Below are 23,782 nucleotides of genomic sequence, written 5' to 3' on the forward strand. Positions count from 1 at the left end.
GCCGCCCGAACGTTTATAATCTTCTGCTTTGCGGCATTCCACCGCCCATTCCCCCGACGCTGCTTCCGCTATCGTGAAAGTCTTCCGCGGCCTGCCCAACGCCGAGAGCCGCGCGCCGTGCGCGCTGACGATCGGCAACTTCGACGGTGTCCATCGCGGGCACCAGGCCCTGCTCGCACGCGTGCGCGCGGCAGCGGACGCGCGCGGCCTGCCCGTGTGCGTGATGACGTTCGAGCCGCACCCGCGCGAATTCTTCAATCCGGCCGGCGCGCCGCCGCGCATCGCGATGCTGCGCGACAAGCTGGAAGCGCTGCGCGAGCACGGGGTCGACCGCGTCGTCGTCGAGCACTTCAACCACACGTTCGCGAGCCAGTCGCCGCAGGCGTTCGTCGAACGCACGCTGGTCGGCGGGCTGCACACGCGCTGGATGATGGTCGGCGACGATTTCTGCTACGGCGCGAAGCGCGCGGGCACCTTCGACACGCTGAAGGCGGCCGGCGAACAGTACGGTTTCGAAGTCGAGCAGATGGGCACGGTCTCCGGCAGCGACGGCACGCGCATCTCCAGCTCCGGCGTGCGCGCCGCGCTCGCCGCGGGCGATCTCGACGCGGCCGCGCAGGCGCTCGGCCACGGCTACGCGATCAGCGGCCACGTCGCACACGGGCTGAAGCTCGGCCGCGACCTCGGCTTCCCGACCCTGAACCTGCCGATCGCGCACAAGCGGCCGGCGCTCGCGGGCATCTTCGTCGTGCAGGTGCACGGGCTGGGCCCTGCCCCGCTGCCGGGCGTCGCGAGCCTCGGGCTGCGCCCGACCGTCGACGATTCCGGCCGCGTGCTGCTCGAAGTCCACCTGCTCGACTGGCACGGCGATGCGTATGGCAAGCTGATCCGCGTCGAATTCCTGAAGAAGCTGCGCGACGAGGCGAAGTTCGACGATCTCGAGGCGCTGTCGCGCGCGATCGCTTTGGACGTCGCGAATGCGCGTGCGTACTTCGTCGAGCGCGAGCGCGCGCCGGGCAGCCGCGCGACCGGCTTCTCGACGTCGGCAACCGACCGAATTAGCTGATCCGGCCGGCGGCGCCACGCGCCGCGCCCTCGCGCCGCCCACACGCGCGCATCCCCGATTCACGACGCACGAGCGTCCACCGATTTAGATAGCGATCCCATCATGAGCAACAAGAAAGCCGATTCGAAACCGCAGGCCAAGTATCCGGTCAACCTGCTCGACACGCCGTTCCCGATGCGCGGCGACCTGCCCAAGCGTGAGCCGCAGTGGGTCAAGGAATGGGAAGAGCGCGGCATCTACGAAAAGATCCGCGCGGCCAGCAAGGGCCGCCCGAAGTTCATCCTGCACGACGGCCCGCCGTATGCGAACGGTGACATCCACCTCGGTCACGCGGTCAACAAGATCCTGAAGGACATCGTCGTCAAGTCGCGCAACATGGCCGGCTTCGACGCACCGTACGTGCCGGGCTGGGATTGCCACGGGATGCCGATCGAGATCCAGATCGAGAAGCAGTTCGGCAAGTCGCTGCCGGCGGCCGAAGTGATGAGCAAGGCGCGCGCGTATGCGACCGAGCAGATCGAGAAGCAGAAGGTCGGCTTCAAGCGCCTCGGCGTGCTCGGCGACTGGGCGAATCCGTACAAGACGATGAACTTCGTCAACGAGGCGGAAGAGATCCGCGCGCTCGGCAAGATCATCGAGAAGGGCTACGTGTACCGCGGGCTGAAGCCGGTGAACTGGTGCTTCGACTGCGGCTCGGCGCTCGCCGAGGCGGAAGTCGAGTACAAGGACCGCACCGACCCGACGATCGACGTGATGTTCGCGTTCGCCGAGCCGGAAAAGACCGCGCAGGCGTTCGGCCTGCCGGCGCTGCCGCGCGCCGAGGGCGGCATCGTGATCTGGACCACCACGCCGTGGACGATCCCGGCCAACCAGGCGCTGAACCTCCATCCGGAAATCGTCTACGCGCTGGTCGACACCGAGCGCGGGCTGCTGATCATCGCGGAAGAACGCGTCGCGGCCTGCATGGCCGACTTCAAGCTGACCGGCCGCGTCGTCGCGACCGCGCCCGGCGTGAAGCTCGCGAACCTGCGCTTCCACCATCCGCTCGCGTCGGCCCATCCCGGCTACAAGCGCACCGCGCCCGTCTACCTCGGCGACTACGTGACGACCGACACGGGTACCGGCGTCGTGCACTCGTCGCCCGCCTACGGCATCGAAGACTTCATGTCGTGCAAGGCGCACGGGATGACCGATTCGGACTTCATCAACCCGGTGATGGGCGACGGCCGCTACATCGAATCGCTGCCGCTGTTCGGCGGCCTGTCGATCTGGGACGCGAACCCGAAGATCGTCGACGCGCTGAACGCGGCCGGCTCGCTGCTGCGCAGCGAGAAGTACACGCACAGCTACATGCACTGCTGGCGCCACAAGACGCCGATCATCTACCGCGCGACGTCGCAATGGTTCGCCGGCATGGACGTGACGCCGCGCGACGACGGCAAGACGCTGCGCGAAGCGGCGCTCGAAGGCGTCGAGGCGACCGCGTTCTACCCGTCGTGGGGCAAGCAGCGCCTGTTCAGCATGATCGCGAACCGTCCCGACTGGACGCTGTCGCGTCAGCGCCAATGGGGCGTGCCGATGGCGTTCTTCGTGCACAAGGAAACCGGCGAGCTGCACCCGCGCACGCTCGAGCTGCTCGAGGAAGTCGCCAAGCGCGTCGAGCAGTCGGGCATCGAGGCGTGGCAGTCGCTCGATCCGCGCGAGCTGATCGGCGACGACGCGAACATGTACGAAAAGAACCGCGACACGCTCGACGTGTGGTTCGACTCGGGCACGACGCACTGGCACGTGCTGCGCGGCTCGCACAAGGATCAGCTGCAGTTCCCGGCCGATCTATACCTCGAAGGCTCGGACCAGCACCGCGGCTGGTTCCACTCGTCGCTGCTGACCGCGTCGATGATCGACGGCCGCGCGCCGTACAAGGGCCTGCTCACGCACGGCTTCACGGTCGACGGCGAAGGCCGCAAGATGAGCAAGTCGCTCGGCAACGGTGTCGACCCGCATGAAGTCGCGAACCGCCTCGGCGCGGAAATCATCCGCCTGTGGATCGCGTCGACCGACTATTCGGGCGAGCTCGCGATCTCCGAGGAAATCCTGAAGCGTGTGACGGAAGGCTATCGCCGCATCCGCAACACGCTGCGCTTCCTGCTCGCGAACCTGTCGGACTTCGACTTCGCGCAGCACGCGGTGCCGGTCGACGAATGGCTCGAGATCGACCGTTATGCGGTCGCGTTCTCCGCGCAACTGCAGACGGAATTGCTCGGCCACTACGAGAAGTACGAGTTCCACCCGGTCGTCGCGAAGCTGCAGACGTACTGCTCGGAAGATCTCGGCGGCTTCTACCTCGACGTGCTGAAGGACCGCCTGTACACCAGCGCGGCCGATTCGCGCGCGCGCCGCTCCGCGCAGACCGCGCTGTACCACCTGACGCACGGGCTGCTGCGCGTGCTCGCACCGTTCCTGTCGTTCACCGCGGAAGAAGCGTGGAAGGTGTTCCAGCCGGCCAGCGACACCGTGTTCACCGAAACCTACTACGCGTATCCGGAAGTGGCCGGCTCGGCCGCACTGATCGAGAAGTGGGCGCTGCTGCGCGACGTGCGCGGCAACGTGACGAAGGCGCTCGAGGAAGCACGCACCGCGAACCGCATCGGTTCGTCGCTGCAGGCCGAAGTGGCCGTGCACGCGAGCGGCGCGCGCTACGATGCGCTCACGAGCCTCGGCGACGATCTGAAGTTCGTGCTGATCACGTCGGCGGCGACGGTCGTGAAGGTCGACGACGAGGCGCAGGAAAGCGTCGACGTCGCGGCGTCGAAGTACCAGAAGTGCGAACGCTGCTGGCACTACCGCGAGGACGTCGGCGCGCACGCCGATCATCCGACGCTGTGCGGACGCTGCTTCTCGAACCTGTTTGAAAACGGCGAAATCCGGAGCGCGGCTTAACTATGGCAAAAACCCTGTCGAAACCGGCCAGCGGCGCGCTCGCACCCTGGCTCGGCATTTCGCTGATCGTGATCCTGTTCGACCAGCTGTCGAAAATCGCGATCCTGAAAACGTTCGCGTACGGCGCGCAGCATGCGCTGACGTCGTTCTTCAGCCTCGTGCTGGTGTACAACCGCGGCGCCGCGTTCGGCTTCCTGTCCACCGCGAGCGGCTGGCAGCGCTGGGCGTTCACCGCGCTCGGCATCGGCGCGACGCTCGTGATCTGCTTCCTGCTGCGCCGCCATGGCCAGCAGCGGCTGTTCAGCCTGTCGCTCGCGCTGATCCTCGGCGGCGCGCTCGGCAACGTGATCGACCGGCTGGTCTACGGCCATGTGATCGACTTTCTCGATTTCCACGTCGGCGGCTGGCACTTCCCGGCGTTCAACCTCGCCGATTCCGCGATCACGATCGGCGCGGTGCTGCTGGTCTACGACGAACTGCGTCGCGTGCGCGGCTCGCGCTGAGCGCGCATACTCGGTGTCGACGGCCGGCTTCGCGCCGGCCGTTCCGTTTGACCCTTGGAGGCCTGAGTTGGCACACGCAGAACTCGCTGGAAAACACCTCGTTCTCGGCCTGACGGGCGGCATCGCCTGCTACAAGATCGCCGAGCTCACCCGGCTGCTGACGAAGGCAGGTGCGACCGTGCAGGTCGTGATGACCGAAGCCGCCGCGCAGTTCATCACGCCCGTCACGATGCAGGCGCTGTCCGGCCGGCCCGTCTATACGAGCCAGTGGGACGCGCGCGTCGACAACAACATGGCGCACATCGACCTGTCGCGCGAAGCCGACGCGATCGTGATCGCGCCCGCGTCGACGGATTTCCTCGCGAAGCTCGCGCACGGTTTCGCGGACGACCTGCTGTCGACGCTGTGCGTCGCGCGCGACTGTCCGCTGCTCGTCGTGCCCGCGATGAATCGCCAGATGTGGCAGAACCCGGCCACGCAACGCAATGCCGCGCAACTGCGCGCCGACGGCGTGTCGGTGCTCGGCCCCGATTCGGGCGCGCAGGCCTGCGGCGAAGTCGGCGACGGCCGCATGCTCGAACCCGACGCGATCTATGAAGCGATCGTCGCGCACTTCGCACCGAAGGTGCTCGCGCATCGTCGCGTGCTGATCACGGCCGGACCGACGTTCGAGCCGCTCGACCCGGTGCGCGGCCTCACGAACCGCTCGAGCGGCAAGATGGGCTTCGCGCTCGCGCGCGCCGCGCAGCAGGCCGGCGCCGACGTGCATCTCGTCGCGGGGCCGGTCGCGCTCGACACGCCGTGGGGCGTGACGCGCCAGGACGTGCAGACCGCGCAGCAGATGTACGACGCGGTCATGCATGCGGTAACCGACGCGGACATCTTCATCGCGGTGGCCGCGGTCGCCGACTGGCGCGTCGACCAGCCGGCCGAGCACAAGATGAAGAAGACGGCCGATCGCAAGATGCCGGCGCTCGCGTTCGTCGAGAACCCCGACATCCTCGCATCGGTCGCGGCGCTGCCCGATCCGCCGTTCTGCGTCGGTTTCGCCGCCGAAAGCGGCGACCTCGACGTGCACGGCGACGAAAAGCGCAAGCGCAAGAACGTGCCGCTGCTGGTCGGCAACCTCGGCCCGCTGACGTTCGGCCGCGACGACAACGAAGTCGTGCTGTTCGAGGCAGCCGGGCTCACGCGCCTGCCGCGCGCGCCGAAGGACGAGCTCGCGCACGCGCTCGTCGCCGAAATCGCGAAGCGCCTGCCCGACAATCACCTGATCTGATCCATTGCCCGGCGGCACGCGCCGCCGCGCCCTTCCCGACCGATTCGACGACCGCATGAAACTCGACCTGAAGATTCTCGACGCGCGCATGCGCGACTACATGCCCGCCTACGCCACCACCGGCAGCGCGGGCCTCGACCTGCGCGCGTGCCTCGACGCACCCGTCACGCTGCAGCCGGGCGAAACGACGCTGGTGCCGACGGGCCTCGCGATTCATCTCGCGGATCCCGGCTATGCGGCGCTGATCCTGCCGCGCTCGGGCCTCGGCCACAAGCACGGGATCGTGCTCGGCAACCTCGTCGGCCTGATCGATTCCGACTACCAGGGCCAGCTGATGGTGTCGACGTGGAACCGCGGCCAGACCGAATTCGTGCTGAACCCGTTCGAGCGGCTCGCGCAACTCGTGATCGTGCCGGTCGTGCAGGCGCAGTTCAACATCGTCGACGATTTCGCGCAAAGCGATCGCGGCGAAGGCGGCTTCGGCAGCACCGGACGTCACTGAACGGCGTGATGCGAAACGGGGGCCTCGCGTGAACTGCACCCCAAAAGTTGGACACCCGTCCAACCTTTGGGGTGTTTTTCATGACGAAGTACAACGAGCAGTTCAAGCAACGCATCGTTGACGAGTATCTGGCCGGCGGAATCGGCATCGAATCGCTGGCGCATCGGTACAGAGTGGGCCGCTCGGTCGTGGGGCGCTGGGTGGCGAGCTATCGGGAGCATGGCAGCGCGGGGTTACGCAAGAAACACGTTTGCTACGACGCTGAGTTCAAGCTATCGGTACTGCAGCGCATGTGGCGAGACGAGTTGTCATACGGCCAGGTATCGGCCTTGTTCGATATTCGCGGCGCGGGCTGCGTAGCCGGCTGGGAGCGCCTGTATCATGAGGGCGGTATCGATGCACTGTCCCCTCGCCGACGAGGGCGCCCCCGAAAGATGGCCACTTCACTTCCGCCCAAACCCACCGAACCCGGCACACCGGATGAACGCTCGCGCGAAGAATTGCTCAAGGAAAACGAGTATTTGCGTGCGGAGGTGGCCTACCTAAAAAAGCTCGATGCGCTGCTGGCGAAGAAGCAGGCAGCGCAAAAGAAAAAGCGCAAATAGTGCACGAGCTTAGGCAGCACCATCCGGTAGCGGCACTTCTGAAGGCGGCCGGCTTGGCGCGTAGCACGTTCTATTACCAGCTTGGGACGCTGAGCGTCGACGATCGCCGTGCCGATCTCAAGGCGAAGATCCGGGCGGTGTTCGACCATCACAAGGGCCGCTACGGCTATCGACGCGTCACGGCTGCGATTCGGCAAACCGGGCATCTCGTCAACCACAAGGCCGTGCAGAGGCTGATGCAGCAATTGCAGTTGAAATCCCTGCTGCGCCCGAAGAAATACCGCTCCTGGCGAGGCGAAGTCGGCAAAGCCGCACCCAACCTGCTGCAACGTCAGTTTAGTGCCGCACAGGCCAATCAGAAGTGGGTGACGGATGTGACGGAATTCAACGTCGGCGGTCAGAAGCTGTACCTGTCGCCGGTGATGGATCTGTACAACGGCGAGATCGTGGCTTACCAGATGGATCGACGCCCAAGCTTCGAGTTGGTCAGCGGCATGCTCAAGAAGGCGCTGACCAAACTCAAACGCACGGACAGACCGCTATTGCATTCGGACCAAGGCTGGCAATACCGAATGCCGGCGTTTCGCCGGCAACTGAAGCGGCGCAAACTGACTCAAAGCATGTCCCGCAAGGGGAACTGCCTCGATAATGCTGCGATGGAAAGCTTCTTCGGCACGCTCAAGTCCGAGTGCTACAAGGGACATCGCTTCACTTGCGTGGAGCATTTGCGCGACACGCTCAATCACTACATCCACTACTACAACCACGAACGCATCAAGCTCAAATTGAAAGGGCTGAGTCCCGTGCAATACAGAACTCAGCCCTTGAGCGCCTAGCCTTCAACTGTCCAACTTTGCGGGGTCAGTTCAGCGGCCCCCTTTGCTTTTTCCGTTTCCATTCGCCGATCGGCCGTCTGTGCGATCCGCGCGGGCCCGAGCCGGCGGCCGCGCCTCACCGTCGCCGCGCAGGCCATCGCCCGCCGCGCACGCTCACGCGTCAACGCGCGTGCTGGTGCCGATAGTGGATCGCGTACGCGAGCGTCAGCAGCACGACGAACACGACGCCGACCACCATCGTCATCCGGAATTCGCGCGTGAACGCGGTCGTGAGCAGGACTGCGCCGACGAGCCCCGCACCGACCAGGCTGCCGAACGGGTGGCCCCACATCCGGAACGCGAGCGCCGGGCCGCGATACCGCGCGCGAAAGCGCAGATGCGTGACGAAGATCATCAGCCACGTGAACAGCGCGCCGAACATCGCGATCGCCATCATCACGGTAAATGCGGTGTCGGGCGACAGCGCGACCAGCACGGCCGCGACCGCGACGCCGCTGGTCGAGATCCACAGCGCCGCACGCGGCACGCCGTTGTTGCCGAGCCGGCCGAACACCGCCGGCGCGAGCCGCGCACGCGACAGGCTGAACATCATCCGCGTCGTCACGTAGAGCTGGCTGTTCATCGCCGACAGCGCCGCGATCAGCAGCACGAAGTTGATCACGCCGGCCGCATACGGCACGTGCGTGGCGGCCATCACCTTCACGAACGGGCTTTCGTCGGTGCCGGCCTGCGTCCAGGGCACGATCGCGAGCATCAGCGACAGCGTCAGCAGGTAGAACAGCACGAGCCGGAACACCGTCGAGCGGAACGCACGCGTGACCGCGTGCTGCGGATCGCGCGCCTCGCCGGCCGCGATCGCGACCGCCTCGATGCTCATGTAGCTGAAGATCGCGACGATCACCGCGACCCAGGTGCCCCACGGCCCTTTCGGCATGAAGCCGTCGTGCGCGGTGTAGTTCGCGAAGCCGATGCCCGACGCCGCCGGCGCCGACCACACGAGATACGCGCCGAGCACGATGAACACGACGATCGCCGCGATCTTCAGCAACGAAAACGCGTATTCGACCGACCCGTACAGCGTGACGCTCGCGAGGTTCACCGCGATCAGCAGCGCGGAGAAGCCGATCACCCAGTACCAGCCGGGCACGGCCGGGAACCAGTACTTCATGAACACGGCGATCGCGCTGATCTCGGTGCCGATCGCGAACACCACCGCGAACCAGTACGCATAGCGCACGAGAAAGCCCGCGAGCGGGCCGACGTAGTGCTCGGCGTATGCGCCGAACGAACCGGCCGTCGGATGCGCGACCGTCATTTCCGCGAGCGCGCCCATCAGCAGCAGCGCAATCAGTGCGCCAATCGCATACGAGATCAGCACGCTCGGGCCGGCGAGCCCGATCGCGAACCCGCTGCCGAGGAACAGCCCCGTGCCGATCGCGCCGCCGATCGCGATCATCGCCATCTGCCCCGACGTCAGCGCGTGGCGCAATCCTTGTTCGCGCGCGACGATGTTGTCGAACGACCGTTGTTGTTGTGTCACTGCGTTGCTACTCCCTGCCCCACCATTGCGCCACCGGCGCCAGATAAAACGAAACGGCGCGGAGAACTTCCCGCGCCGTTCGCATGAACAACGAATTATCGCTTACTCGACTTCGACCGTCTCTTCGTTCGGCTTGTGCGGCGGATTCGCCAGCTTGTCGAACGACAACTGCACCTTGTCGTTTTCGTCGACGTCGACCGTCACGTGCCCGCCGTTGACGAGCTTGCCGAACAGCAGTTCGTCGGCCAGCGCACGACGGATCGTGTCCTGGATCAGCCGCTGCATCGGCCGCGCGCCCATCAGCGGGTCGAAGCCGTGCTTCGCGAGATGCTTGCGCAACGCATCGGTGAACAACGCGTCGACCTTCTTCTCGTGCAGCTGCTCCTCGAGCTGGATCAGGAACTTGTCGACCACGCGCATGATGATTTCCTCATCGAGCGAGCGGAAGCTGATGATCGAATCCAGGCGGTTGCGGAACTCCGGCGTGAACAGACGCTTGATGTCGGTCATCTCGTCGCCCGTCTCGCGGCGTGTCGTGAAGCCGATGGTTGCCTTCTGCATCGACTCGGCGCCCGCGTTCGTCGTCATGATGATGATGACGTTGCGGAAATCCGCCTTGCGGCCGTTGTTGTCCGTCAGCGTGCCGTGGTCCATCACCTGCAGCAGCACGTTGAAGATGTCCGGATGCGCCTTCTCGATTTCGTCGAGCAACAGCACGCAATGCGGCTTCTTCGTGACGGCTTCGGTCAGCAGGCCGCCCTGGTCGAACCCGACGTAGCCCGGCGGCGCGCCGATCAGGCGGCTCACCGCGTGACGCTCCATGTATTCCGACATGTCGAAACGGATCAGCTCGATGCCGAGCGTGAACGCGAGCTGGCGCGCCACTTCGGTCTTGCCGACGCCCGTCGGGCCGGAGAACAGGAACGAGCCGATCGGCTTGTCCATCTTGCCGAGGCCCGCGCGCGCCATCTTGATCGATGCGGCGAGCGCATCGATCGCCGGATCCTGACCGAACACGACGCTCTTCAGGTCGCGATCGAGCGTCTGCAGCTTGCTGCGATCGTCCTGCGACACGCTTTGCGCCGGCACGCGCGCGATCTTCGAGATGATTTCCTCGATCTCGCTCTTGCCGATCGTCTTCTTCTGCTTCGACTTCGGCAGGATGCGCTGCGCGGCGCCCGCTTCGTCGATCACGTCGATCGCCTTGTCCGGCAGGTGGCGATCGGTGATGAAGCGTGCCGACAGTTCGGCCGCGGCCGACAGTGCGCCCGACGAATACTTGACGCCGTGATGCTCCTCGAAGCGCGACTTCAGCCCGCGCAGGATCGCGACCGTCTGCTCGACGGTCGGCTCCGTCACGTCGACCTTCTGGAAGCGCCGCGACAGCGCCGCGTCCTTCTCGAAGATGCCGCGATACTCGGTGAACGTGGTCGCGCCGATGCACTTGAGCGTGCCCGACGACAGCGCCGGCTTCAGCAGGTTCGACGCGTCGAGCGTGCCGCCCGATGCCGCGCCCGCGCCGATCAGCGTGTGGATCTCGTCGATGAACAGGATCGCGTGCGGACGCTCCTTCAGCTCCTTCAGCACCGTCTTCAGACGCTGCTCGAAGTCGCCGCGATACTTGGTGCCCGCGAGAAGCGCGCCCATGTCGAGCGAATACACCTGCGCGTTCGCGAGGATGTCCGGCACTTCGCCGCGCGTGATGCGATAGGCGAGCCCTTCCGCGATCGCGGTCTTGCCCACGCCCGCTTCGCCCACGAGCAGCGGATTGTTCTTGCGGCGCCGGCACAGCACCTGCACGACGCGCTCGACCTCCGGCTCGCGGCCGATCAGCGGATCGATGCGGCCGTCCTTCGCCATCTGGTTCAGGTTCTGCGTGAACTGCGCGAGCGGCGTTTCCTTCTGCGCGTTCGCGTCTTCGCTTTCCGCATTCGCGTCGGTCGACTTCGCGGCTTCGCCGCCGTTCGTCTTCGCGATGCCGTGCGAAATGAAGTTCACGACGTCCAGGCGCGTGACGCCCTGCTGCTGCAGGTAGTAGACGGCGTGCGAATCCTTCTCGCCGAAGATCGCGACCAGCACGTTCGCGCCGGTGACTTCCTTCTTGCCGTTCGATGTCGACTGGACGTGCATGATCGCGCGCTGGATCACGCGCTGGAAACCGAGCGTCGGCTGGGTATCGACATCGTCGGTACCCGGAACGGTCGGTGTGTTGTCGTGGATGAAATTGCGCAGGTTCTGACGCAAGTCCTCGATGTTGGCCGCACACGCGCGCAACACCTCGGCTGCCGTCGGATTATCCAGCAGGGCCAGCAGCAGATGCTCGACCGTAATGAACTCATGGCGCGCCTGGCGTGCTTCCATGAACGCCATGTGCAGGCTGACTTCCAATTCCTGGGCAATCATGCTTCCTCCATCACGCACTGCAGCGGATGCCCGGCCTGCCGCGCATGGGTAACGACTTGCTCAACCTTGGTCGACGCGATGTCCCGCGTATAGACCCCACATACCCCTCGCCCTTCACGATGGACCTTCAGCATGATCTGCGTGGCCGTCTCGCGATCCTTCTTGAAATACTCCTGTACGACCATCACGACGAACTCCATCGGCGTGAAGTCGTCGTTGAGCAGCACCACCTTGTACATCGAAGGCGGCTTGAGCTTCTGCTGCTTGCGTTCCAGGACGGTGCTGTCCTGCTTGTCCGGGATAATCGCCATACACCCATTCTAAACAACTCGGACAGGCCCGCAATCCTGCCATTACCCGACCGACCGGCCGGCGCCCTCCCTGGTTCCCGACGACATGCGATCGTCTTCGCACCATACGAAAGCCGGCTGCGGTGCCGGCTTTCACGCGTGGCGCGGAACACGAACCGTCAGGTGGAGACTGCACCGGACCGTCGCATCCGCATCCAGTATCCCACAAGCCGGGACGACTCGATCGCGTGTCACTCGAGCCTGGTATATGAGCCGATTATGCGACTTTTCAAGTCCGCGCGCTTGGCGGCATGCTCCGAAGCAAAGCCGGAAAAACCCTGAAAATGGGTTCTTTACAACGGCCCTCTAACCGTCTAAAAATTCCCCTTGACACTCAAATAAAGAGCGCCAACAATCAAGCTGGCACTCTTTTTCATTTGCCGGTTGGCGAAATGAATGAGGCCGAAGGTGAGCTTGTGAGGGGGGAACGGCTGTATTTTCCGGTCGTTTAGCTTTTCGAGCGTGCTCGTGGTAAGTAGCAGCGACTGTGTGACAGGGGAAGTAGGAAAATGGCAACTGGTATCGTTAAGTGGTTCAACGACGCGAAGGGCTTCGGTTTCATCACTCCCGACGAGGGCGGTGAGGATCTGTTTGCGCACTTCTCGGCCATCAACATGCAGGGCTTCAAGACCCTGAAGGAAGGCCAGAAGGTGAGCTTCGAGGTCGTTCAAGGGCCGAAGGGCAAGCAAGCGTCGAACATCCAGGCCGCGTAAGGCACCGGATATTGGACGAAGAAACCCGGCATTGCGCCGGGTTTCTTTTTTTCAGGCCGGCCATTCGTTAATTCGATTGGCCGGCCTTTACGTTCAATCCCGATTATTGAACACGTATTGTCTTGTCGCACACGCAGATCGAATGCCGTCATACGTGTGAAACATAATCGATCTCGTTACACGACCTTCAGCGTGCCCATCATGCCGAGATCCTCGTGTTCGAGAATATGGCAGTGGAACATGCGCTCGCCGGGCATGTCTTGCGTAACGAGAATCGTCACGGTCTCGCCGCTGCGCACGTTCACGGTATCGCGCCACGCGCGGAACGGTTCGCTCGTGCGCGTGCCGTCCGATGCGCGCTCGATCACCTGGAATTGCGTGCCGTGCAAATGGAACGGGTGATCCATGTCTGTGCCATTGCGGATCGTCCAGCGCTCGACGTCGCCGCGGCGGCTCGTCAGCGTCGCGCGATGCGGTGCATAGGTCGCGCCGTTGATCGTGAAGCGCATCCCGGCCGGGCGGCCATGCATCGGGCTGTTCATCATCGCGTCCATGTCCATCTCTTCGCCGAACGCGACTTCCTTGTGCGCGACCGGCTCGCCGAGCGCCGGCACCGCGCGCAGCGTCGCCGGCACCGCACGGGCGGCCGCCGGTGCGAACGCGACGTCGGCCAGCGGCAGCGCCGGATCGGGCGGCAGGCTGCCGTGGCCGTCGTCGTGCGACATCGCCATCTTGCGGCGGTCGTATTCGGCCGCCTGCAGCACCGCGCGTGACGCGCGGTCGCCGGCGCGCACCAGCAGTTCAGCGCGCTCGCCCGGTGCAAGCAGCAGCGACGTCACGCGGCGCGGCGCATCGAAGAGCCCGCCGTCCGTGCCGGCATGCTCGAACGCGCGGCCGTCGTCGAACGCCACGCGCAGGTAGCGTGCGCTGCACGCGTTCCACACGCGCCAGCGCTCGTCGCTCGCAACGTCGATCCGCGGCCGGCGCGCACCGTTGACCAGCACGAACTGGCCTTCGCGGCCGTTCATCCAGTCCATCATGTCGTTCGGTGCAATGGTGCCGTCGCGCGCAAGCTTCAGGTCGGACACGAACAGGTTGCGTTCGGGCCAGCCGGCGAGCGGATCGTCGGCGGCGCGCACGACGAACGGGCCGGCCAGCCCGCGGAACACCTGCTCGGCGGTCATCATGTGCGGATGCGGGTGATACCAGTAGGTGCCCGCACTGCCCTTCGGCAGCGTGAAGCGGTACACGTGCGACGCACCGGGCGCGACCGGGTCGGACGGGTTGCCGTCCTGGTCGGGCGGAACTGGCAGGCCATGCCAGTGGATCGTCGACGGTTGCGGCAGCTTGTTCACGAAGCGGATTTCGACCGTATCGCCCTCGCGTACGTCGATCAGCGGGCCGACCACCGGGCCCTGCGTGCCCATGCCGAACTGCCAGAACGTCGTCGGACGCGCGCCGTGCAGCAGCGGACGCGCGACCGGCTGCGCAACCAGCGTCGCGCGGAACGTGCCGGGCTCGCGACTTTCGTTGGCGAGCGTGCGCAGTGACGCGAGCGGCGCGCCGGCCGGCAGCGCATCGGCCGCCGCGAGCGCGGCCGCCGGCTTCGCGTGCTGCGTGTGGCCCGCCATCCCTGACATGCCGGGCATGTCGTCCATCTGATCCATGCCGGCCATGCCCGCGTGTGCGGCATGCTGCGCCCACGCGGTGCGCGCAAACAGCGATGCGGCCGCCACGCCAATGGCATGCGACAGGAAGGTTCTCCGTATCATCAATCGTTCCTCGTTATTCGTGCTGCGTCGCGCGACCGTCGCGACACCCGCGCCGGCCGGTGCGCAAAGCGCCCATGCGCGACGCGAAACCTGATGCCCGCGTCATCATAACCGCGGGTCGCGGCCGAAGCACCGCGGCACCGCGCGAGCGGCGATACGCCGCAGTGCGTGCCCTGACCTCGCGACCCGGGCGCCGTTCGTGCGGCGTTTTGGATCATCGGCCGACGCCGCGACGCCCCCACTGCATTCGTGCCAGCTGCCCAGTCGATCGCACATGCTGCCCGCGTTCGCCCCGCCCCATCGCGCGCAGTTCGCCCCACCCGTTCATCCCGCCAGCGTCACACCGTCCGCCTTCGATGCACGGACCCCCTCGATTTTTCACGATGTGGAACAAGTCCCTGCGTTATAAAAATTCGTGGTGCACGGCACAAATTCGCTGTTTCGCGATGCCAAAAATCGTTCCGCAATACAAAACGGACAAAATAAATGACTGTTTTTAAAAAGGAATTTTTGTTTCGAGAAAGCGTTCTACGCGCACCATCGGTCGCGGCCGCGGACGTAGACTGGGTTCCATGCACCGACGCTTCGCCACGACGGTCGATACGAAACCCAACCGGCGAGCGGCACCACAGAATCGCTTGTAATCAGAAAGGGAGAACGGAAATGAAGGGATTTCGCTTTGGTTCAGCGCTCGGGTCGTTCTACATCCTGCCGGGTAACGGCGGCTGGGAAGCGACGTTCGGCAACGCTCTGCTCGGCGCGTTCTCGTGCCCGGAAGTCGCCGCCGACCACATCTCCCGCGGCGACTGCGAGCAACCGACCGAACTCGATACGGCCACGCTCGAAGTGCCGCCCGAAATCAGCGAATGGGAGATCGTGCACGTCTGAATGGCACGCGTGCAACGAAAAACGCCCCGGGCGACCGGGGCGTTTTTATTGTCGGCGAAGCGGCGAGCCGTGAAGCTCGACGCCGTTGCCGTCACGCGCGCGTGGGCGCGGCCGGCGTCAGGCGACTGCGTCGACGATGGCGTTCAGCGTTGCGCTCGGGCGCATCGCCTGGCTCGTCAGCTCGACGTTCGGACGGTAGTAGCCGCCGATCGCCTGCGCGGTGCCCTGCGCGGCCGACAGTTCTTCCAGGATGCGCGCTTCGCTGTCGGCCAGCGACTTCGCGACGCCTTCGAACTGCGCCTTCAGCGCGGCATCATCGGTCTGCTCGGCCAGCGCCTGCGCCCAGTACAGGCACAGGTAGAAGTGGCTGCCGCGGTTGTCGAGGCCGCCGACCTTGCGTGCGGGCGACTTGTTCTCCTCCAGGAACTTGCCGGTCGCCTGGTCGAGCGTCTTCGCGAGCACGAGCGCCTTCGGGTTCTGGTAAGCGTGGCCGAGGTGTTCGAGCGACGCGGCCAGCGCGAGGAATTCGCCGAGCGAATCCCAGCGCAGGAAGCCTTCCTCGACGAACTGCTGCACGTGCTTCGGTGCCGAGCCGCCCGCGCCCGTTTCGAACATCCCGCCGCCGGCCATCAGCGGCACGATCGACAGCATCTTCGCGCTGGTGCCGAGTTCCATGATCGGGAACAGGTCGGTCAGGTAGTCGCGCAGCACGTTGCCCGTGACCGAGATCGTGTCCTTGCCCGCGCGGATGCGCTCGAGCGAGAAACGCGTCGCGTCGACCGGCGTCATGATGCGGATGTCGAGGCCGTTCGTGTCGTGATCCTTCAGATAGCGTTCGACCTTCGCGATGATCTGCGCGTCGTGCGCACGGGCCGGATCGAGCCAGAACACGGCCGGCGCGCCGGTCGCGCGGGCACGGTTCACCGCGAGCTTGACCCAGTCCTGCACCGGTGCGTCCTTCGTCTGGCACATGCGCCAGATGTCGCCCGACTCGACCGCGTGCTCGAGCAGCACGTTGCCGGCTTCGTCCGTGACGCGCACGACGCCATCGGTCGGGATCAGGAACGTCTTGTCGTGCGAACCGTATTCCTCGGCCGCCTGCGCCATCAGGCCGACGTTCGGCACGCTGCCCATCGTGACCGGGTCGAATGCGCCGTGCTGCTTGCAGTCTTCGATCACGGCCTGGTAGACGCCCGCGTAGCAGCGGTCCGGAATCACGGCCTTCGCGTCGGACAGTTCGCCGTCCGGGCCCCACATGCCGCCCGAGTCGCGAATCATCGCCGGCATCGATGCGTCGACGATCACGTCGCTCGGCACGTGCAGGTTCGTGATGCCCTTGTCCGAGTTGACCATCGCGAGACGCGGGCGCACCGCGTATTCAGCCTTGACGTCGGCTTCGATCGCTTCGCGCGTGTCGGCCGGCAGGTCCTTCAGGCGCGCGTACAGGTCGCCGATCCCGTTGTTCGGGTTGAAGCCGAGTTTCGCGAGCACGTCCGCGTGCTTGGTGAGCGCGTCGCTGTAGAACACCGACACGAAGTGACCGAACAGGATCGGGTCCGAGACCTTCATCATGGTCGCCTTCAGGTGCACCGAGAACAGCACGTCCTGCGCCTTCGCGTCGGCGATCTGCGCTTCGATGAAGCTGCGCAGCGCCTTGCGGCTCATCACCGATGCGTCGATGATTTCATCGGCCTTCACGGCCGTCTTTTCCTTCAGCACCTTCTTCACGCCGTCGGTCGTCGTGAGTTCGATCTTCACGCTGCCGGCCGCGGCGATCAGCGCCGACTTTTCGCTGCCGTAGAAGTCGCCTTCGCTCATGTGCGCGACGTGCGCCTTCGACGTGGCCTTCCATGCGCCCATCTTGTGCGGGTGCTTGCGGGCGTAGTTCTTCACCGACAGCGGCGCGCGGCGATCGGAGTTGCCTTCGCGCAGCACCGGGTTCACCGCGCTGCCCTTGATCTTGTCGTAGCGGGCCTTGACCGCCTTTTCTTCGTCGGTCGTCGGATCTTCCGGATACGCCGGCAGCTTGTAGCCCTGCGCCTGCAGTTCGGCGATCGCGGCCTTGAGCTGCGGCACCGACGCGCTGATGTTCGGCAGCTTGATGATGTTCGCTTCCGACTTCAGCGTGAGCTGGCCCAGTTCGGCCAGATCGTCGGAACCCTTCTGCTCCGGCGGCAGGACGTCGGCGAATGCCGCGATGATGCGGCCGGCAAGCGAGATGTCGCGCGTTTCGACGGCGACGCCGGACGAGCGCGTGAAGGCCTTGACGATCGGCAGCAGCGAATAGGTCGCGAGCGCGGGCGCTTCGTCGGTGAGGGTGTAGATGATCTTGGGCGAAGTGGACATGGTGGTCAAAGCGTTGCTACGTGAATGTTGGACTGAGAAGCGCCGGCGATAACCGGCGGGGAGCGACCGGGTGGGTCACGAAAGGAGCGCGCCGGCTCAGCCGGGCGGTGGTGTTGCGAGGGCCGTCATGTTCTACCTTGCAGGGCATGCGGGCCGCAGCGCGGCGCCGCGGCCCGCACGCCGGACCGCCCTGCCAACAAACCTGCCATCCACGAAACGCCCCGGCGCCGGCAGTAGGCGCCGGGGCGGCCGGCGATCCGCCGGCCCACCCCGGAAGGGGTCTTACATGTTCTCGATCAGCACTTCGCCGAAGCCGGAGCACGACACCTGCGTCGCGCCTTCCATCAGGCGCGCGAAGTCGTACGTGACGCGCTTCTGCAGGATCGACTTTTCCATCGCGGCGATGATCGTGTCGGCCGCTTCCGTCCAGCCGAGGTGGCGCAGCATCATTTCCGCCGACAGGATCTCGGAACCGGGGTTCACGTAATCCTTGCCCGCGTACTTGGGCGCCGTGCCGTGCGTCGCCTCGAACATCGCGACCGAATCCGACAGGTTCGCGCCCGGCGCGATCCCGATGCCGCCGACCTGCGCGGCCAGTGCGTCGGAGATGTAGTCGCCGTTCAGGTTCAGCGTCGCGATCACGTCGTATTCGGCCGGACGCAGCAGGATCTGCTGCAGGAATGCATCGGCGATCGAATCCTTGATGACGATCTCGTTGCCCGTCTTCGGGTTCTTCACGCGCATCCACGGGCCGCCGTCGATCAGCTCGCCGCCGAATTCCTTCTGCGCGAGCGCGTAGCCGGCGTCACGGAACAGGCCTTCCGTGAACTTCATGATGTTGCCCTTGTGCACCAGCGTGACCGACTTGCGATCGTTGTCGATCGCGTATTGGATCGCCTTGCGCACGAGACGCTCGGTGCCTTCGGTCGACACGGGCTTGACGCCGATCCCCGAAGTTTCCGGGAAGCGGATCTTCTTCACGCCCATCTCGTCCTGCAGGAACTTGATCACCTTCTTCGCCTGCTCGGAGCCCGCGGCCCACTCGATGCCCGCGTAGATGTCTTCCGAGTTCTCGCGGAAGATCACCATGTCGATCTTTTGCGGCTCGCGCACCGGCGACGGCACGCCCTTGAAATACTGGACCGGGCGCAGGCACACGTACAGGTCGAGTTCCTGGCGCAGCGCGACGTTCAGCGAACGGATGCCGCCGCCGACCGGGGTCGTGAGCGGCCCCTTGATCGACACCACGTATTCCTTCAGCACCTGCAGCGTTTCGTCCGGCAGCCACACGTCCGGACCGTACACCTTCGTCGCCTTCTCGCCCGCGAAGATCTCCATCCAGTGGATCTTGCGCTTGCCCTTGTAGGCATGGGCCACCGCCGCGTCGACGACCTTGATCATGACCGGCGTGATATCGAAGCCCGTACCGTCGCCTTCGATATAGGGAATGATCGGCTGATCGGAAACGTTGAGCGAGTAGTCCTTGTTGACGGTGATCTTGTCACCGCCCTCCGGAACCTTGATGTGCTGATACGGCATGATCGACTCCAGTGACGTGGCTGAGCAGGTGATGCTGGTCGAAACTGCGCGCGTGGCGAGGTGGCCTTGCCCCCTTCGTGACGGCAACAGCGAGCCGCTATTCTAGCGCCCCAATCGGGGCCGGCGGCACGAAGCGCGACGCTGCGTATCAAGTCTTCCCTTATGTCTTATATAAGACAGATGACTTGCCGTTCCGTATTATGCATTAAGATTCCGCCATTTGCCATAGACCGCCGGCCCGCCTTCCCGCGGCACGCCGCGCGGGCGCCCCGCCATGACCCTGATCGCCCTCAACAAGCCGTTCGGCACGATTTGCCAGTTTTCCGCGCACGAGACGCGGCCGTCGCTCGGCGACTGGGTAAAAACGCCCGGCGTCTACCCGGCCGGCCGGCTCGACGCGGACAGCGAGGGCCTGCTGCTGCTCACCGACGACGGCGCGCTGCAGGCGCGCATCGCGGAGCCGCGCCACAAGCTCGTCAAGCGCTACTGGGCGCAGGTCGACGGCGCGCCGGGCCCGGCCGACCTGAAGGCGCTCGCGCGCGGCGTCGATCTCGGCGACTACGTGACGCGCCCGTGCCGCGCCGAATTCATCGAGCCGCCCGACGCGCTGTGGCCGCGCAACCCGCCGATCCGCTACCGCGCCGCGATCCCGACCACGTGGATCGAACTGGCGATCACCGAAGGCAAGAATCGGCAGGTGCGCCGGATGACGGCCGCGATCGGCTTCCCGACGTTGCGTCTCGTGCGCGTGGGCATCGGCGCGCTGGACATATTCGCGCTCGGCATTGCGCCGGGCGAAACAATCGCGCTGCCGCCGCGCGCCCCGTGGGACGGTTTTGCCCGCGACGCATGAGTGCGCCGGGCAACTTTCGATTTTTTCGTCATCTTTTTCGTCAACCGCCGGCGAAGATCGCGCGTTAAATCACGCAGATGCCATCCTGAGCTATCCGGCATTGGCAGCCGAACCGGTATTTCCGTGTTTGCGTCACGAAAGCGACGTTTTCTTCGAATACGATTCGGCGCCCGCAGCGCAATGAGAAATTTCTCGAAGCGTCTGTCAACCGAAAGGTGGATGGCACCGTTAGACGACATGACTCCTATGCCGGGTCATTTGGTTAATTAACTAAAGCTGAGGAACACAACATGAACAAACTGATCGCCGCTCTGGTCGCTGGTCTCTTCGCAACGGCTGCTTTCGCACAAGCTTCGGCTCCGGAAGCTGCTTCGGCTGCTGCTCCGGCAGCTGCTTCGGCACCGGCAAAGCACACGGCCAAGAAGCACCACGCAAAGAAGAAGCACCACGCAGCGAAGAAGGCAGCTAGCGAAGCCGAAGCGCCGGCAGCTGCTTCGAACTAAGCAAGCTGGTTGTAATAACGCAGTCAAGAACACGCAGTCTTGCCGTTCTTACGGCGTTGAAAGGCAGATCACCGCGAGGCGATCTGCCTTTTTCTTTTTGTGCCCGCCGGCGCGCTTCGCGTACCATGCGGGTCTCGTTTTCCCGATAGGAGCCTTGCTGTGCGATTCTCCCTGCGCTCGTCGCTCGGCCGCCTTGCGCGCGCCGCCGTGTTCCCCGTCGCGCTCGCCGTCCTCGCACTCGGCGTGCACACCGCCCACGCGCAGATGCCGCCCGGCGCCAAGCAGCCGAGCGAGTTCCCGCACGTGAAGCTGCGCGCCGGCATGTACGTGATCGACGCGGCCGTCGCCGCGAACGACGCCGACCGCGAACAGGGGCTGATGTACCGGTCGCAGCTCGGGCCGAACGAAGGCATGCTGTTCGTGTTCAACGAGAACGCCGTGCACTGCTTCTGGATGAAGAACACGCTGATTCCGCTGTCGATCGCGTTCATCCGCGCGGACGGCACGATCACCGACATCGACGAGATGCGGGCCGAGACGACCGACAATCACTGCCCGCGCAACAACGGCGTCTATGCGCTAGAAATGAGCAAGGGCTGGTTCGCCGCGAAGGGCATCAAGCCGGGCATGAAGCTCGACGGGCTGCCCAAGCCCCAGTAACGGCGAGTGCCGCGGCGGCGCCGCGCATCGACCGAAGCCGGCCGCCCGTTGCGCGCCGGCTTTTTTTTCGCGCGCCGGCGGCGCCCGCCTTGATTCGGTCGACGCTGGCCGCATCTGCAAAAGCCACGGACAAGCGCTATCCTTTAAATCTCGCTTGTTCCAATCCGGACCGGCCCAGCCGGCCCGCTTACGATCCGAACCACCAGGAGGTTCACGTGCCCCGCAAAACCCCCATCGAGCGCTATCGCAACATCGGGATCAGCGCTCACATCGATGCCGGCAAGACCACGACGACCGAGCGCATCCTGTTTTACACCGGCGTGAGCCACAAGATCGGCGAAGTGCACGATGGCGCGGCCACGATGGACTGGATGGAGCAGGAGCAGGAACGCGGCATCACGATCACGTCGGCCGCGACCACGGCCTTCTGGAAGGGCATGGCCGGCAATTATCCGGAACACCGGATCAACATCATCGACACCCCCGGGCACGTCGACTTCACGATCGAGGTCGAACGCTCGATGCGCGTGCTCGACGGCGCGTGCATGGTCTACGACTCGGTCGGTGGCGTGCAGCCGCAGTCCGAAACCGTGTGGCGCCAAGCGAACAAGTACAAGGTGCCGCGCATCGCGTTCGTCAACAAGATGGACCGCGTCGGCGCGGACTTCTTCCGCGTGCAGCGCCAGATCGGCGAGCGCCTGAAGGGCGTCGCGGTGCCGATCCAGATTCCGATCGGCGCGGAAGAACATTTCCAGGGCGTCGTCGATCTCGTCAAGATGAAGGCGATCGTCTGGGACGACGAAAGCCAGGGCGTGAAGTTTTCCTACGAGGAGATCCCGGCGAACCTCGTCGAGCTCGCGCACGAATGGCGCGGGAAGATGGTCGAGGCCGCCGCGGAAGCCAGCGAGGAACTGCTCGAGAAGTACCTGCACGACCATGAGTCGCTGACCGAGGACGAGATCAAGGCCGCGCTGCGCCAGCGCACGATCGCGAACGAGATCGTGCCGATGCTGTGCGGCAGCGCGTTCAAGAACAAGGGTGTGCAGGCGATGCTCGACGCGGTGATCGACTACCTGCCGTCGCCGGTCGACGTGCCGGCCATCCTCGGCCACGACTTCGCCGATCCGGAAAAACCGGCGGAACGCCACCCGAGCGACGACGAGCCGTTCTCGTCGCTCGCGTTCAAGATCATGACCGACCCGTTCGTCGGCCAGCTGATCTTCTTCCGCGTGTATTCGGGCGTCGTCAATTCGGGCGACACGGTGCTGAACGCGACGAAGGACAAGAAGGAGCGGCTCGGCCGGATCCTGCAGATGCACGCGAACGAGCGCAAGGAAATCAAGGAAGTGCGCGCGGGCGACATCGCGGCGGCGGTCGGCCTGAAGGAAGCGACGACGGGCGACACGCTGTGCGATCCGACCAAGCCGATCATCCTCGAGAAGATGGAATTCCCGGAGCCGGTCATCTCGCAGGCCGTCGAGCCGAAGACGAAGGCCGACCAGGAGAAGATGGGCCTGGCGCTGAACCGTCTCGCGCAGGAGGATCCGTCGTTCCGCGTGCAGACCGACGAGGAATCCGGCCAGACGATCATCTCGGGGATGGGCGAGCTGCACCTCGAAATCCTGGTCGACCGGATGAAGCGCGAGTTCGGCGTCGAGGCCACGGTCGGCAAGCCGCAGGTCGCGTACCGCGAAACGGTGCGCACGACGGCGTCCGACGTCGAAGGCAAGTTCGTCAAGCAGTCGGGCGGGCGCGGCCAGTACGGGCATGCGGTGATCACGCTCGAGCCGAACCCCGGCAAGGGCTACGAGTTCCTCGATGAGATCAAGGGCGGCGTGATTCCGCGCGAATTCATCCCGGCCGTCGACAAGGGCATCACCGAAACGCTGAAGAGCGGCGTGCTCGCCGGCTATCCGGTCGTCGACGTGAAGGTGCACCTGACGTTCGGCTCGTACCACGACGTCGACTCGAACGAAAACGCGTTCCGGATGGCCGGCTCGATGGCGTTCAAGGAAGCGATGCGCCGCGCGAAGCCGGTGCTGCTCGAGCCGATGATGGCCGTCGAGGTCGAGACGCCCGAGGATTTCATGGGCAACGTGATGGGCGACCTGTCGAGCCGGCGCGGGATCGTGCAGGGGATGGAGGACATCGCGGGCGGCGGCGGCAAGCTCGTACGCGCCGAAGTGCCGCTTGCCGAGATGTTCGGCTACTCGACGTCGCTGCGCTCGGCCACGCAAGGCCGTGCGACTTACACGATGGAGTTCAAGCAGTACGCTGAAACGCCGGCCAACGTATCGGAAGGCGTGATCAACGCGAAAGTGAAGTAAGCGCCGGGCGCGTGCGCCCGACGGCAAGCCGAAGGCCCGTCCGGTTCCGGACGGGCTTTTTTTCGTCCGTCGAGCGCGCCGATGCGCGCGCCGCCGACGTTTTCGATCGGCACGCCAGGCATTTTTTGCACATGCCACAATGGATCGCGATTCGTCC

At 65.0% G+C, this 23,782-nt stretch carries 18 protein-coding genes; 12 read left to right on the forward strand and 6 right to left on the reverse strand.

The window, feature by feature from the left end; all coding sequences use genetic code 11:
* Positions 1–73: 73 nt before the first annotated feature.
* The 6 genes from BAMB_RS12930 to BAMB_RS34890 all read left to right on the forward strand — a co-directional run bounded on the left by BAMB_RS12930 (position 74) and on the right by BAMB_RS34890 (position 7,731).
* A complete protein-coding gene (locus tag BAMB_RS12930; protein ID WP_041491249.1) occupies positions 74–1,066 on the forward strand; it encodes a bifunctional riboflavin kinase/FAD synthetase in 993 nt (330 codons plus the stop codon).
* A gap of 102 nt (positions 1,067–1,168) precedes the next feature.
* On the forward strand, positions 1,169–4,006 hold the full coding sequence (ileS, locus tag BAMB_RS12935) for an isoleucine--tRNA ligase (RefSeq protein WP_011657715.1): 2,838 nt from the start codon (positions 1,169–1,171) through the stop codon (positions 4,004–4,006).
* A gap of 2 nt (positions 4,007–4,008) precedes the next feature.
* A complete protein-coding gene (lspA, locus tag BAMB_RS12940; protein ID WP_011657716.1) occupies positions 4,009–4,509 on the forward strand; it encodes a signal peptidase II in 501 nt (166 codons plus the stop codon).
* A gap of 67 nt (positions 4,510–4,576) precedes the next feature.
* Positions 4,577–5,788 (forward strand): bifunctional phosphopantothenoylcysteine decarboxylase/phosphopantothenate--cysteine ligase CoaBC, encoded by a 1,212-nt coding sequence (gene coaBC, locus BAMB_RS12945; protein WP_011657717.1) that lies wholly within the window; start codon positions 4,577–4,579, stop codon positions 5,786–5,788.
* Positions 5,789–5,843: 55 nt separating this feature from the next.
* Positions 5,844–6,290 carry a dUTP diphosphatase gene (dut, locus tag BAMB_RS12950; RefSeq protein WP_011657718.1) on the forward strand — a complete coding sequence of 149 codons (447 nt, stop codon included), beginning with the start codon at positions 5,844–5,846 and terminating at the stop codon, positions 6,288–6,290.
* Between the two features lie 80 nt (positions 6,291–6,370).
* A protein-coding gene (locus tag BAMB_RS34890; RefSeq protein WP_085963142.1) for an IS3 family transposase occupies positions 6,371–7,731 on the forward strand; the annotation gives its coding sequence in 2 pieces (ribosomal slippage) (positions 6,371–6,833 and positions 6,833–7,731; 1,362 coding nt in all).
* Positions 7,732–7,891: 160 nt separating this feature from the next.
* Here the strand turns inward: BAMB_RS34890 and BAMB_RS12965 are convergent.
* The 3 genes from BAMB_RS12965 to clpS form a co-directional block, all read right to left on the reverse strand.
* A complete protein-coding gene (locus BAMB_RS12965) occupies positions 7,892–9,271 on the reverse strand; it encodes an amino acid permease (protein WP_011657719.1) in 1,380 nt (459 codons plus the stop codon).
* A 102-nt stretch (positions 9,272–9,373) separates the two neighbouring features.
* Complete coding sequence (gene clpA / locus BAMB_RS12970) at positions 9,374–11,674, reverse strand: ATP-dependent Clp protease ATP-binding subunit ClpA (protein ID WP_011657720.1); 2,301 nt, start codon at positions 11,672–11,674, stop codon at positions 9,374–9,376.
* Complete coding sequence (gene clpS, locus BAMB_RS12975) at positions 11,671–11,985, reverse strand: ATP-dependent Clp protease adapter ClpS (protein WP_006398529.1); 315 nt, start codon at positions 11,983–11,985, stop codon at positions 11,671–11,673. The genes clpA and clpS overlap by 4 nt, the downstream gene beginning before the upstream one ends.
* Positions 11,986–12,533: 548 nt before the next feature.
* Between clpS and BAMB_RS12980 the strand changes: the two genes are divergently transcribed.
* Positions 12,534–12,737, forward strand: a complete 204-nt coding sequence (locus BAMB_RS12980) for a cold-shock protein (protein WP_004196460.1) — start codon at positions 12,534–12,536, stop codon at positions 12,735–12,737.
* Positions 12,738–12,913: 176 nt separating this feature from the next.
* Here BAMB_RS12980 and BAMB_RS12985 read toward each other — a convergent pair whose 3' ends face one another.
* Positions 12,914–14,509, reverse strand: a complete 1,596-nt coding sequence (locus BAMB_RS12985) for a multicopper oxidase family protein (protein ID WP_011657721.1) — start codon at positions 14,507–14,509, stop codon at positions 12,914–12,916.
* A gap of 663 nt (positions 14,510–15,172) precedes the next feature.
* Here BAMB_RS12985 and BAMB_RS12990 point away from each other — a divergent pair.
* Positions 15,173–15,397, forward strand: coding sequence for a hypothetical protein (locus tag BAMB_RS12990; RefSeq protein WP_011657722.1), 225 nt, complete (start codon positions 15,173–15,175; stop codon positions 15,395–15,397).
* A gap of 117 nt (positions 15,398–15,514) precedes the next feature.
* On the opposite strand, the gene BAMB_RS12995 is transcribed toward BAMB_RS12990, so the two are convergent.
* Together BAMB_RS12995 and icd are read right to left on the reverse strand one after the other, a co-directional pair.
* The gene (locus BAMB_RS12995; RefSeq protein ID WP_011657723.1) at positions 15,515–17,743 is read right to left on the reverse strand and encodes an NADP-dependent isocitrate dehydrogenase; all 2,229 of its coding nucleotides are present in this window, start codon (positions 17,741–17,743) and stop codon (positions 15,515–15,517) included.
* 282 nt (positions 17,744–18,025) lie between these two features.
* On the reverse strand, positions 18,026–19,282 hold the full coding sequence (gene icd / locus BAMB_RS13000) for an NADP-dependent isocitrate dehydrogenase (RefSeq protein WP_006754594.1): 1,257 nt from the start codon (positions 19,280–19,282) through the stop codon (positions 18,026–18,028).
* 274 nt (positions 19,283–19,556) lie between these two features.
* On the opposite strand from icd, the gene BAMB_RS13005 reads away from it, so the two are divergent.
* The 4 genes from BAMB_RS13005 (at position 19,557) to fusA (ending at position 23,625) form a co-directional block, all read left to right on the forward strand.
* Positions 19,557–20,135, forward strand: coding sequence for a pseudouridine synthase (locus tag BAMB_RS13005; RefSeq protein WP_011657724.1), 579 nt, complete (start codon positions 19,557–19,559; stop codon positions 20,133–20,135).
* A gap of 290 nt (positions 20,136–20,425) precedes the next feature.
* A complete protein-coding gene (locus tag BAMB_RS33775; RefSeq protein ID WP_082089614.1) occupies positions 20,426–20,638 on the forward strand; it encodes a hypothetical protein in 213 nt (70 codons plus the stop codon).
* A 159-nt stretch (positions 20,639–20,797) separates the two neighbouring features.
* Complete coding sequence (locus tag BAMB_RS13010; protein ID WP_011657725.1) at positions 20,798–21,298, forward strand: DUF192 domain-containing protein; 501 nt, start codon at positions 20,798–20,800, stop codon at positions 21,296–21,298.
* A gap of 215 nt (positions 21,299–21,513) precedes the next feature.
* Positions 21,514–23,625, forward strand: coding sequence for an elongation factor G (gene fusA / locus BAMB_RS13015; protein WP_011657726.1), 2,112 nt, complete (start codon positions 21,514–21,516; stop codon positions 23,623–23,625).
* Positions 23,626–23,782 lie beyond the last annotated feature (157 nt).

Source organism: Burkholderia ambifaria AMMD, from assembly GCF_000203915.1.
Classification (GTDB): Bacteria; Pseudomonadota; Gammaproteobacteria; order Burkholderiales; family Burkholderiaceae; genus Burkholderia; species Burkholderia ambifaria.